Annotated in this window: 8 protein-coding genes; 2 read left to right on the plus strand and 6 right to left on the minus strand. The window is 52.5% G+C overall.

Annotated elements, in window-relative coordinates; translation table 11 throughout:
- Positions 1 to 35: 35 nt before the first annotated feature.
- The 4 genes from ACYVB1_RS02785 to ACYVB1_RS02800 all read right to left on the minus strand — a co-directional run bounded on the left by ACYVB1_RS02785 (position 36) and on the right by ACYVB1_RS02800 (position 6,709).
- Entirely contained in the window at positions 36 to 635 is a 600-nt protein-coding gene (locus ACYVB1_RS02785) for a chemotaxis protein CheW (protein ID WP_460920293.1), read from the minus strand.
- Entirely contained in the window at positions 635 to 5,170 is a 4,536-nt protein-coding gene (locus ACYVB1_RS02790) for a HAMP domain-containing protein (protein WP_460920296.1), read from the minus strand. The genes ACYVB1_RS02785 and ACYVB1_RS02790 overlap by 1 nt, the downstream gene beginning before the upstream one ends.
- A 168-nt stretch (positions 5,171 to 5,338) precedes the next feature.
- Positions 5,339 to 6,103 carry a ParA family protein gene (locus ACYVB1_RS02795; RefSeq protein ID WP_460920298.1) on the minus strand — a complete coding sequence of 255 codons (765 nt, stop codon included), beginning with the start codon at positions 6,101 to 6,103 and terminating at the stop codon, positions 5,339 to 5,341.
- Positions 6,104 to 6,214: 111 nt separating this feature from the next.
- Positions 6,215 to 6,709, minus strand: a complete 495-nt coding sequence (locus ACYVB1_RS02800; protein ID WP_460920302.1) for a SixA phosphatase family protein — start codon at positions 6,707 to 6,709, stop codon at positions 6,215 to 6,217.
- A gap of 163 nt (positions 6,710 to 6,872) precedes the next feature.
- Between ACYVB1_RS02800 and topA the strand changes: the two genes are divergently transcribed.
- Positions 6,873 to 9,386 (plus strand): type I DNA topoisomerase, encoded by a 2,514-nt coding sequence (gene topA, locus ACYVB1_RS02805; protein WP_460920305.1) that lies wholly within the window; start codon positions 6,873 to 6,875, stop codon positions 9,384 to 9,386.
- 57 nt (positions 9,387 to 9,443) lie between these two features.
- On the opposite strand, the gene ACYVB1_RS02810 is transcribed toward topA, so the two are convergent.
- Positions 9,444 to 10,751: a Y-family DNA polymerase gene (locus ACYVB1_RS02810; RefSeq protein ID WP_460920307.1), complete on the minus strand. Its 1,308-nt coding sequence runs from the start codon at positions 10,749 to 10,751 to the stop codon at positions 9,444 to 9,446.
- A 3-nt stretch (positions 10,752 to 10,754) separates the two neighbouring features.
- Positions 10,755 to 11,204 carry a LexA family protein gene (locus ACYVB1_RS02815; RefSeq protein WP_460920310.1) on the minus strand — a complete coding sequence of 150 codons (450 nt, stop codon included), beginning with the start codon at positions 11,202 to 11,204 and terminating at the stop codon, positions 10,755 to 10,757.
- A gap of 215 nt (positions 11,205 to 11,419) precedes the next feature.
- Here ACYVB1_RS02815 and ACYVB1_RS02820 point away from each other — a divergent pair, with 215 nt between their 5' ends.
- On the plus strand, positions 11,420 to 12,115 hold the full coding sequence (locus ACYVB1_RS02820; protein ID WP_460920312.1) for an SIR2 family NAD-dependent protein deacylase: 696 nt from the start codon (positions 11,420 to 11,422) through the stop codon (positions 12,113 to 12,115).
- Positions 12,116 to 12,471 lie beyond the last annotated feature (356 nt).

The raw sequence follows: 12,471 nt of genomic DNA on the forward strand, positions 1-12,471 counted from the left end.
ACTTATTTCAAGTGTTTTTTAACCTCTGATAACCCTTATCCAGGTAGCTCCCTGACTTCTTCCTGCGTCAGTATTTTGTACATATCCAGCACAATGATCAGGCGTTCGCCTGCTCTGGCTAATCCTTCAATAAAATTCTCGCTGATGTTTACATCCTGCAGGAAAGAAGGAGCCCTGTCAATTTTTGACATCGGCAGGTTCAACGACTGTGGCATTTCTTTCACCACCACGCCAATGCTGTAATCCTTGGCCTCTATCACTAAAGTGTAAGTCAGGTTAGGATTCAAACCATCCGGCAAAGGCGCGGGCCTGATGTTGAAACGTTCCTCCAGGTCGATGATGGCAATAATATCCCCCCGGATATTGGCCACGCCTTTCACAAAGTGTGGTGTGCGCGGCATCCGGGTAGTGTCCGGGGTAATAGTCACTTCTTTCACCTGCTCAATCTTAATGGCATAGTTTTCCGCACCAAGCTTGAACACGATGAGGTGCACCATCTCCTCTTTTACAGGCGGCTCCTCGGCTGCTTTCTTGTTATTTGCAGCAGGTGTATCTGTTGCTGTTGGTTCAGCGGCCTTACCGTTCTCTGCCGGTGCCTCTGCAGCCTTCTCAGCTTTTTCGGTTTGCTTTGCCATTACTTTGTTGTTCTTTCACCTGCATTACCAGAACCGCTCCTTCTAGAGCCTGTTGCCAACCTGTTATTGCCGGTAGCACTCTTCTCTATTTTCTGCGGCACAGGTATAGAAGTTAAGCGTCGGACCTTGCCACTGTTGAAAACAAGGTTCCCATCAATCAACTTGAAGGCAGAGATACTGATTTGGAGATCCGCTGCAATATCGTTCAGGTTCTGGGAAGATGAGGTAAGCTCCTGCATGGAGCCTGACAGCTGTTTGGCTGTGCTGGCTACCTGCTGGGTTCCCGAAGCTGTTTGTTCAGCAATGGCCACCACTTCCTCCACATACTTCACTACGTCTCCGATGGAAGACTTCTGAATCTCTGTTGCCTTCAGGATGTCCTGGGCAGTACGCAGCGTTTCACCACTTGATGCGGCAATGTTTTTGAACGCGCCCGATGCCTCAAAAGTAGCGTTCTTTCCTTTCGATACCCGGCCCTCCATGGTAGAGATGGCGGTAGCAGCCGAAGCCGTGTCTTTTCGGACATCGTCTACGAGCGTGGCAATCTCACTGGCAGATTTGCGTGAGCCTTCGGCCAGCTTCCTGATTTCCTCGGCAACCACGGCAAAACCGCGGCCTGCATCGCCGGCCCTTGCTGCCTCAATGGCAGCGTTAAGGGCCAGCAGGTTTGTCTGCGCCGCAATGTCCGTAATCACACCAAGTGATTTTGATATTTCCTGAGAGCGTGTGCTCAATACTTCAATTGTTTTGGCTGTCAGCGCGGCAGAACTGGAAATTTCCTCCATGTTCTTCACCACTTCGGCCACTGTTTTCAGACCTATCTGGGAGCTTTCCTCACCAAGCAAGGCCGACTTGTTCACTACCTCCGCTCTGTTAGCAGTGTCTTTGGTCGTCTTCATGATTTCCTCAATCAGCTTGAAGGCCTGGTCGGTCTTGAGGGCCTGGTTCTGGGCTCCTTCTGCCATTTGCTGCATGGCAAGTGCCACATCCAGCGTCACCTTATTCATTTCCAGCCCTTTGCCGGCCATCTCCTCAGAAGAACTTCCTACCACCAGCGAGGAGTCGTTGATTTCACCCAGCAGCGTATTCAGGTTGTCAACCGCTAAGTTCAGGGCATTGGCCATATCCAGGATGTCGCCCGCTGTCTGTGTCTCTACTTTCTGTGTCAGGTCACCTTCCGAAATGGCTCGTACTACCCTTGATACTTCCAGCACCGGCGTCACAATCGACTCCAGCAGGTCGTTCAGGGTATCTACCAGTTCTTTCCAGCTACCGCCCACGCCCTGCAGGGTGGCACGCTCGGTCAGTTTTCCTTCCACACCCGCTACCCTGGCCACGCGGCTAACTTCGCCTGCCAGTCGGTTCAGGTCTACCACCATGGTGTTGATGGTATCTGCCAGTTCTGCCACCTCACCCTTGGCCTCCAATGTTAGTTTTCGAGTCAGGTCACCTTTCGATACTGCGGTTACTACCTGCACGATACCCCGCACCTGCGTTGTCAGGTTAGAAGCCATGGTGTTTACGTTAACGGTCAGGTCTTTCCAGACACCGGCTACGTTTGGCACGTTGGCCTGGCCACCCAGCTTACCTTCGGTACCCACTTCAAGGGCCACACGCGTTACCTCACCGGCAAAGATATTAAGCGAGTCCACCATGCGGTTGATGTTCTCCTTCAACTCCGCCATCTCTCCTTTCACATCTACCGACACCTTCTGCGTCAGGTCGCCCTTGGCTACGGCAGTAGATACTTTTGCAATGTCCCGCACCTGAGAGGTCAGGTTGGAGGCCATTGTATTAACATTGTCCGTAAGCTCTTTCCAGGTACCACGTACTTTCGGCACGTTGGCCTGGCCACCCAGCTTACCTTCCGTACCCACCTCACGCGCCACACGGGTTACCTCGTCGGCAAAGATGTTGAGCGAGTCCACCATCTGGTTCAGGTTCTCCTTCAGGTCCAGGATTTCGCCCCGGGCCTCTACCGATACTTTCTGCGTCAGGTCGCCTTTGGCTACGGCTGTTGCAACTTTGGCGATGTCACGCACCTGAGAAGTCAGGTTGCTGGCCATGGAGTTTACGTTGTCGGTCAGGTCTTTCCAGGTTCCGCCCACGTTGGACACATTGGCCTGGCCTCCCAGCTTGCCCTCGGTACCCACCTCACGCGCTACACGCGTTACCTCGTCACCGAATACGTTCAGGGAGTCCACCATGAAGTTAATGTTGTCCTTCAGCTCAGCAATTTCACCACGGGCTTCTACTGTAATCTTCTGTGTCAGGTCTCCTTTGGCCACACCAATGGCCACTTTGGCAATACCCCGCACCTGCGTTGTCAGGTTAGAAGCCATGGTATTCACATTGTCTGTGAGGTCTTTCCAGACACCGGCCACGTTTGGCACGTTGGCCTGGCCGCCCAGTTTACCGTCTGTACCCACCTCAAGGGCCACACGGGTTACCTCGCCGGCAAAAATGTTCAGGTAATCCACTAACTGGTTGATGTTCTCTTTCAGCTCACCAAGTTCGCCCTTCACATCCACGGTGATTTTCTGGGTCAGGTCACCTTTCGTCACCGCGGTAGACACATTGGCAATATCTCTTACCTGAGAGGTCAGGTTGGAGGCCATTACGTTCACGTTATCAGTGAGGTCTTTCCAGATACCACCTACGTTTGGCACGTTGGCCTGGCCACCCAGTTTACCTTCGGTACCTACCTCTCGCGCCACACGGGTTACCTCGTCACCGAAGATGTTGAGCGAGTCCACCATCTGGTTCACGTTCACTTTCAGCTCCGCCATCTCCCCTTTCACGTTCACCGTAATCTTCTGGCTCAGGTCACCTTTCGCAACGGCAGTCGCCACATTAGCAATGTCACGCACCTGGGAAGTCAGGTTGCTGGCCATGGTGTTTACATTGTCAGCCAGGTCTTTCCAGATACCTGCTACACGCGGCACGTTGGCCTGGCCACCTAATATTCCTTCGGTTCCCACCTCACGTGCCACACGGGTTACTTCCGCACCAAACACGTTCAGCTGGTCCACCATCTCATTTAATATATCTTTCAGCTGGGCAATCTCGCCTTTCACATCCACCGTGATTTTCTGGCTCAAATCGCCCTTTGCCACAGCGGTTGCTACGTTGGCAATGTCACGCATCTGGAAGGTCAGGTTGTTGGTCATGGTGTTCACGTTGTCCGTCAACTCCTTCCATACACCGCCTACACGCGGCACATTGGCCTGGCCTCCCAGTTTGCCCTCGGTACCCACCTCACGAGTCACACGGGTTACCTCACCGGCAAATACGTTCAGCGACTCCACCATCTGGTTAATGATATCCTTCAGGTCGGCTATCTCGCCTTTTACATTCACCGTTACCTTCTGGGTCAGGTCGCCCTTGGCCACGGCAGTCGCCACATTGGCGATGTCACGCACCTGAGAAGTCAGGTTGCTGGCCATGGTATTTACGTTGTCGGTCAGGTCTTTCCAGGTTCCGCCTACATTCGGCACTTTCGCCTGTCCACCCAATTTACCTTCGGTACCCACCTCACGCGCCACACGGGTTACCTCGTCTGCGAATACGTTGAGCGAGTCCACCATCTGGTTTACGTTGTCCTTCAGTTGGGCAAACTCCCCGCGCACGTCCACCGATACTTTCTGCGTCAGGTTACCTTTCGCTACAGCGGTGGCTACGTTGGCAATATCCCGTACCTGTGCTGTCAGGTTCGAGGCCATTACGTTTACATTATCTGTTAAGTCTTTCCAGATGCCCGCCACGTTCGGCACAGAGGCCTGGCCGCCCAGCTTACCCTCGGTACCCACTTCCAGGGCCACCCGGGTTACCTCGCCGGCAAACAGGTTCAGGTTGTCAATCGTGCGGTTGATGGTTTCGGCCATGACCTTGAAGTCGCCGGAAACAGGGATCTGGAATGTCTCATCGAGGTTACCCCTGGAGATATTCTTCAGCACCTTTCCTACCTCCAGTACCGGCACCGCGATAGAGTCTACCAGTCCGTTGATATTATTGATCATGTCTTTCCAGAAACCGGAAGCGTTCTCCGCAGAAGCACGGGCCTTCAGGTTTCCTTCCACACCCGCTACTTTGGAGATACGCGACACTTCACCACCTACCCCGCCAATCATCTCCACCATAGAGTTATAAGCTTCGGCGATTTCGGCAAACAGGTCGTCGTTCTGCTTTGTCAGGCGAACAGAAATATCTCCTTTCTTAAAAGCATCAAGGGCGTAAAGCACCTTGTTCAGTTGCTCGCTGATGTATTCGGGGTCGTTTGCCAACTTAGCCAGCTTGGCACTGTCGCCATTTGCACTGTTTTTCTTTCCTCCCTTGGTGCCGTTAGCGCTTGCAGTGCCTGGCAATGTAGCTGTAGCAGGCTTGCCGGCTGTCTGTGCTTTAGCAGGTGCAGCGGCAGGTTTGGCAGGCACATCTGCCACTGGTTTGGTAGCTGCGCCGTTTTCTCCACTTGCTTTTGGATCAGGTTTCTTCTCTTCTCTGGCTTCCACATCACTTATGAGCTTGTCTTTGCTCATCTTCAAGTTTTTACCTAAGGCCATATTTTTTATGATTGGAATGGGTGTTGTTTCACTCGTTCTGCATGAAGCCGGCCTCAGGCCTGTGGCTTGTTCTCCTTGAACACAGAGGAGCTCCAAATGAAATGCAATTTAACTAAAAAAGATGACGAATAAAATCAGGCATCTTTATTGATAAGTGCCCTCCTCTTCTAAGTATTCTGCTGCCAGTGCCTGGTAATCTTTTGCACCGTTGGAGGATGCATCATAATTCAGCACACTCTTCCCGAAGGAGGGCGCTTCTGCCAGTTTCACATTCAGGCGGATGTGACTGCGGAAAATCTTTTCCTTCACGTTCTCCTGCAGGTACTCCAGCACCTCCTGGCTCAGCTTGCGGCGAATATCAAACATCACCACTACGATGCCCCTTATCTTAAGTTCGGGGTTCAGGTTTTTTCTTACTTTCTCTACTGTGTTCATTATCTGATCGAGCCCCTGCAGCGTGAGCACTTCCATTTGCAGGGGAATCAGCACCTCCTGCGCTGCTGTAAGCGCGTTAAGCGTGAGCACAGACAGTGATGGCGGGCAGTCAATTAACACATAGTCAAAGCCCTTCACCCCGGCCAGGATGTTCTTCAGAAACTTCTCCCTTTCCGGCTGCGTTACCAGTGATATCTCGATATCCACCAGCTCATTGGAGCCCGGCACTATCCAGAGGCCGTCTTTTTCCACTATCACGTCCTGTACATTTTTATTCCCCAGGAACACATCCGCAAGGGTGGCATCGAGGCTCGCCAAAGCCAGCGAGTAAGACAGGTTGCTCTGTGGGTCGAGGTCAAGCAGCAGCACCTTTTTGCCTGATTTGCTCAGTGCGCTGCCCAGGTTGATGGTTGTAGTTGTTTTGCCAGTGCCGCCCTTCTGGTTGATAACGGCCACTACCTTTGTTTTTGCCATGAAGTTTTTTCTTAGGGCACATGCCGCAGACGCAGCCCATGCTATGCCTCTAAGCTAGAGAATTTCTTTTTAACCCGAAAATAATACAGGACAAGTACACCCGGTGCAAGGCTACAACACCTGCTCCATGTTGTGGTTCAGCAGCACCCCTGTGTGGAGGTGTATGTCTTCCCATTTCTCAAGTGGCAGCGAAACAGCCACCACGTTGGCAGGCTCAAGGTAAGCAACCTGCTGCCCGGTCAGGTCACGGATGAGTTTTGTGATGCCGGGGTTGTGGCCCACCAGCAGGACCTGCTTTACCTCATCCGGCAGCTCGCCTATACTTTTTAAGAGCTGCGACTCCCGCGCATTGTACAAATCCGGATTATATGTTATATCTTCCTCGTCGAAGTATAAACGCCCGGCAATAGTACGCGCCGTAAGGCCGGCCCGTGGGGCGGGGCTGGACAACAGACTGTCTATTTTTACAAAATTTTCGCGCAGCCATTTCCCTGTCTGGTTAGCCTGCAGCAGGCCATGCTGCGTAAGCTCCCGTTCAAAGTCAGGTTGCAGTGGATAAGGGTCATACGCCTCTGCATGGCGGCAAATAAGTAAAGTTCGTTGCATATAAAATTGAAGTGACCGTATAGTTTAAAGATAACAGAATATAAATAAACTTGGGCTTTTTTGCTCTTTGTTAAACCTATGTTATACGAATGAGGTTGTAATTGTTGGAAAAAAAGACTGAACTTTGGGCAAACTTTGATTTGCCCGCCTGTAAATATAAAGCATGATAAAAAACTTAGTTATAGTAGAGTCGCCTGCGAAGGCAAAGACAATCGAAGGATACCTGGGGAAGGATTTCGTGGTGAAGTCTAGTTTCGGCCACGTGCGGGACCTGCCCAAGGATAATAATGCCATTGACATTGCCCACGGTTTCAAGCCCACCTACGTCGTGTCAAGCGACAAGAAAGATGTGGTGTCGCAGTTGCGCAAGCTGGCTAAGGAAGCCGAGATGGTGTGGCTGGCATCGGATGATGACCGTGAGGGGGAAGCCATTTCGTGGCACCTGACCGAGGCGCTGAACCTGAACGATGCCAAGACGCGCCGTATCGTGTTCCGCGAGATTACCAAAAGCGCCATCCTCAATGCCATCAGCACACCGCGTGGCATCGACATGGATTTAGTGAATGCACAGCAGGCCCGCCGCATACTGGACCGTTTGGTTGGTTTTGAGCTGTCTCCTGTGCTTTGGAAAAAGATAAAGACCGGGCTTTCTGCCGGACGGGTGCAGTCGGTGGCGGTGCGGTTGGTAGTAGAGCGGGAGCGCGAGATTGAGCGCCACCAGGCGGAGGCCTCCTTCCGCATTACCGCGAACTTTGATGTGCAGGGCAAAACCCTGGAAGCGGAACTGCCTGCCAAGTTTAAAACAGAAGAAGAAGCACAGGCCTTTCTGCAGCAATGCGTGGGGGCCGACTATACCATTGAGAACCTGGAGAAAAAGCCGCTGAAACGCAGCCCGGCACCTCCGTTTACCACATCTACCCTACAGCAGGAGGCCAGCCGCAAGCTGTACTTCTCAGTAGCGCAAACCATGACGGTGGCGCAGCGCCTGTACGAGGCAGGTAAAATCTCCTATATGCGTACCGACTCGCTGAACCTTTCAGAAGAAGCGATACAGGGCGCTACCAGAGAAATCAACCGTTCTTTCGGAGAGCAGTTTGTAAAGGTGCGCCATTTTAAAACCAAATCTGCCGGGGCACAGGAAGCACACGAAGCCATCCGCCCTACGGACTTCTCACAGATGGTGGCCAGCAGCGACCGCAACGAGCAGCGCCTCTACGAGCTGATCTGGAAACGCGCGATTGCCTCGCAGATGGCGGACGCCCAGATAGAGAAAACTACCGTAACGATTGGTATTTCTACCAAGCAGGCTAGTGAGAAGTTTCAGGAAAAGGCAATTGAGACTTTTCCTGATCAGCCAAGATCTTTGATTGCTACCGGCGAGGTGATTAAGTTTGAAGGCTTCCTGAAAGTCTACATCGAATCGAAAGACGACGATGAGGAGGGTGCGGACGAGGATGTGAAAGGTATGCTGCCGCCGCTGAGCATCGGGCAGGAAATAAGCCTGCGCCAGATGCTGGCTACGCAGCGCTTCACCCGCCCTGCTGCCCGCTATACAGAAGCCAGCCTTGTGAAGAAGCTGGAGGAAATGGGCATTGGCCGTCCGTCTACCTACGCGCCTACCATTTCTACCATCCAGAAGCGCGGTTATGTGGAGAAAGACACCCGCGAGGGCAAAGAGCGCAACTACCAGGTGCTCACGCTAAAGGACGACAACATCACCACCCAGACTAAAACGGAAATTACGGGCGCTGAAAAGGCCAAGCTCTTCCCGACGGACATGGCCATGGTGGTGAATGACTTCCTGGTGGAGCACTTCCCGAACGTCATCGACTACTCCTTTACCGCACGTGTGGAGGCCGAGTTTGACGAGATTGCGCAGGGCCAGAAAGAATGGGAAAACATGCTGGACCAGTTCTACCAGAAGTTCCACCAGCGCATCGAGTCGAGTGAGAGCATTAACCGGGCCGATGTGTCCGGGGCAAGAGAACTGGGCACTGACCCTGCTACAGGCAAAAAGATACTGGCGAAGCTGGGGCGCTTTGGCCCTTATGTGCAGCTGGGGGAGGAGAATGAGGAGACAGGCGAAAAGCCGGTGTATGCCAGCCTGCGCAAAGGCCAGTTTATTGAAAGCATCACGCTGGAAGACGCGCTGGATTTGTTTAAACTGCCGCGCGTAGTAGGCACCTTCGAAGACAAGGAGATGACAGCTGCCATTGGCCGGTTTGGCCCGTACATCCGCCACAACAGCAAGTTCTATTCGCTGCCCAAAACGCTTGACCCGATGCTGGTAACGGCAGAGGAAGCCATTGACCTGATACAGGCGAAGCGCAAAGCCGATGCCGAGAAGCTGATTAAAAGCTTTGAGGAGAACCCGGATGTGCAGGTGCTCAACGGGCGCTATGGCCCCTACATTGTGGTGGGCAAAAAGAACGTAAAAATCCCGAAAGGGAAAGAGCCGAGCGAGCTGACCCTGCAGGAGTGCCTGGATTTAGCTGAGGCTACACCGGAGAAAAAAGGCCGCGGTGGCTTCAAGAAAAAAGCAGAAGCTGATACGCCAGCCAAGAAACCGGCTGCTAAAGCGAAAGCTGCTACTGCAAAAAAGGCCCCGGCAAAGAAAGCTTCAGCCAAGACAACGACAGCAAAAGCAAAAGCAGCCACCAAAAAGAAAACTGCTTAACTTTAAAAAACTAAGCATAAGCTGTCCAGAAAGCCACTCCCAATCAGGAGTGGCTTTTTATGTTTTCACCTGCAGCAGGCCTTTTATAGAAGTGGTGTACAGGCTGGACAAGAACTTCTTTTGCAGCATCCAGGCAGCCCTTTTCTCTTCCTTCACCTCGCTTTCGTTTGTATTTCCCTGCACAGCATACTTCAAGGCCTGGTGCCCGAAACGCTGGCGCAGGTTATCAAGCGTGCTCATAAGTTTGGTTTGCTTCTCTGTGTTCTGGGTATTGAATAAATCCAGCTGCACTTCCGATGCCGGCACTAGGTCTGTCAGGATAATGCCTACTTTTACATAGCGCTTGCCAGGCCGGAACATGCCTTTGAGCAGGTGCATGGCGCGCGGCAGCAGTTCCAGTTCGCTGTTGGTGGGCTGGGATAGTTTTATAGTTCGGCTGTTACAGTACAGCTGCTCCGTCACGGCAAAGCGGTTTGTCATCAGGAACACCGTGACGCCGGTAGCGCAGCTGTTCTGCTTCCGCAGCTTGGTGGCACAGCGCACCGTGTGAGTAGAGAGTGCCTCTTCTATGTCCTTCAGCTGGGTGAGCGGCCTGCCGAATGAACGCGAGGTGCAGATATTTTTCTTGTCCGGCGTTTCCGGCTCCAGGTCCTGGCAGGGCTGGCCACGGAGCTCCAGCAGGGTGCGCAACCCGGTTACGGCCATGTTCTTCTTCACCCAGCCATCCGGCATTTTGCTCAGGTCCCAGGCCGTGTTTACATTTAGTTCCTGCAACCGCTTTGCGTGCTGCCGTCCTATCCCCCACACATCCCCTACTTCTGTTTTCCGCAGGGCCTCCTCCACTTCTGCCTCTGTATGGAGCGCCAACACACCGTTGACGCCTGGGTACTTCTTAGCCAGTTTATTAGCCACTTTAGCCAGTGTCTTGGTACCTGCCACGCCCACCGATACGGGTATGCCCGTCCACTGCAGCACTGTGTCTTTTATCTTCTTCCCATACTCCTTCACCTCCTCGGGCTTCAGGTGGCTCAGGTCCAGGAAGCACTCGTCTATAGAGTATACTTCCAGGTTAGGCGTAAACTGCGACAACGTGCTCACCACCCGCCGCGACATGTCTCCGTAAAACTCGTAGTTCGAGCTGAACACTTCCACCCGTTCCCGCTTCACCAGGTCCTTTACCTGGAAGTAAGGTGTACCCATCTTAAGCCCCAGGGCCTTAGCCTCGTTGGACCGGGCAATCACGCAGCCGTCGTTGTTGCTGAGCACCACCACCGGCACTCCCTCCAGCTCAGGCCGGAAAACACGTTCGCAGGACACATAAAAGCTGTTGCAGTCTACCAGGGCAAAACACGTTGTTGTAGCCATACCTTATACTTTTTTAACGACGCCTACCACGACACCCCAGATGCGGCCCATGTCAGACTCCGTGATCCTGATGCTCTCATACTTCGGGTTCTCCGGCTCCAGGTAAGCACCGTCCGGCTTCTGCATCAGGCGCTTGATGGTGAACTCGCCGGCCACAAAAGCCAGCACAATGCGGCCACTCGCCGGATGCACCGAACGGTCAATCACCACAAGGTCGCCGGGCTCTATGTGTGCCCCAATCATGGAATCGCCTTCCACACGCGCCAGAAAAGTAGCCGTTGGGTTTTGGGTGATGTAGGCGTTCAGGTCTATCGGCTCCGCATCATAATCCGCTGCAGGACTGGGGAAACCTGCACGCACTGCCGAGGAAAATAAGGATAAGCGATGCGCCGTCATATCATGTAGCTGCATCACGTCCGGTCTTGTATCTATGAATATAACTTCTGCTTCCATAGCGCTATTTTACGAATAAAATTAGTATTAGCTATATATTATGCTAAAATATTTAGTATTTTATTTCACGGGCCGCGCCTTATCCATCGCAAGTAACTATAGCATAGCCGGATACGCCTTCACAGAAAACCCATCGCAACAGCAGCGGCAAGAAGGCAACGCAAGCTTGTTGGTCGGGGTATAGGAGTGTAAGTGAAAACAAAAATTAACAGGAGATGAAAAAACGACTGGTGGTGCTGACAGGTGCCGGTATCAGTGCTGAGAGTGGCATTGCCACGTTCCGGGATGCGAACGGGCTCTGGGAAGGACATGACGTGATGGAGGTAGCCTCGCCACAGGGATGGCGAAAAAACCCGGACCTGGTGCTGGACTTCTACAACCAGCGCCGGAAGAACGCCCACAGCGTAGAGCCTAACGCCGGCCACCTGGCGCTCGCCGACTTGGAGAAGGATTTTGATGTGCGCATCATCACCCAGAACGTAGATAACCTGCACGAGCGCGCAGGCAGTAGCCACGTACTTCACCTGCACGGCAAATTGTTTGAGAGCCGCAGCACCTTAGATCCTGGCCTCATTTACCCTATAGAAGGCTGGGAACTGAAAAAAGGCGATAAGTGTGAGCGGGGTTCGCAACTGCGCCCCAACATTGTGTGGTTCGGAGAACCGGTGCCCCTGATGGAGCAGGCCATGCAGGAAACCATGCAGGCAGATATTTTTTTGGTAGTGGGTACCTCGCTGGTCGTATACCCCGCGGCCGGTCTCGTGGATTTTGTGCCGGACAACGTGCCTATCTTTGTGGTAGACCCAAACCTGCCCGAGATGCGTCGCCGCCCCAACCTGCATCGTTACGAGGAGAAAGCCAGCACCGGCATGCTGAAAGTGGCGCAGGTGCTGCGGGAGAAGTATTTATAAAATTATCTGCCATTGCTTTGCAGTTTCTATGGTGACTCCTCAACTCTGTTTTTATGTGTTGCTAGTTGTGTATCAGCTGGTCACACACAAACTCAATTGTCTCATACTCTGTTGCGTTTTCCATATTACCATTAGACCCTGGTTGTGCAACTAGGACAGAAGGCATTAACCGACACAACTTCTTTATGTATTGTCTTTACTATAATTATATTGAGAATAAGCAATTTGCAAGATATTGGAAATGCTTAGGAGTGTGCGAGGGGTTTTGTATCTTTCACCTCACTTAATTTAAACCCTTAACCCTTATAATTGATGTCAGATTTAGAATTGTTGCAAGAGATTGCAAAAGCTCCAAA

The sequence above is a fragment of the Pontibacter brevis genome (assembly GCF_054779655.1).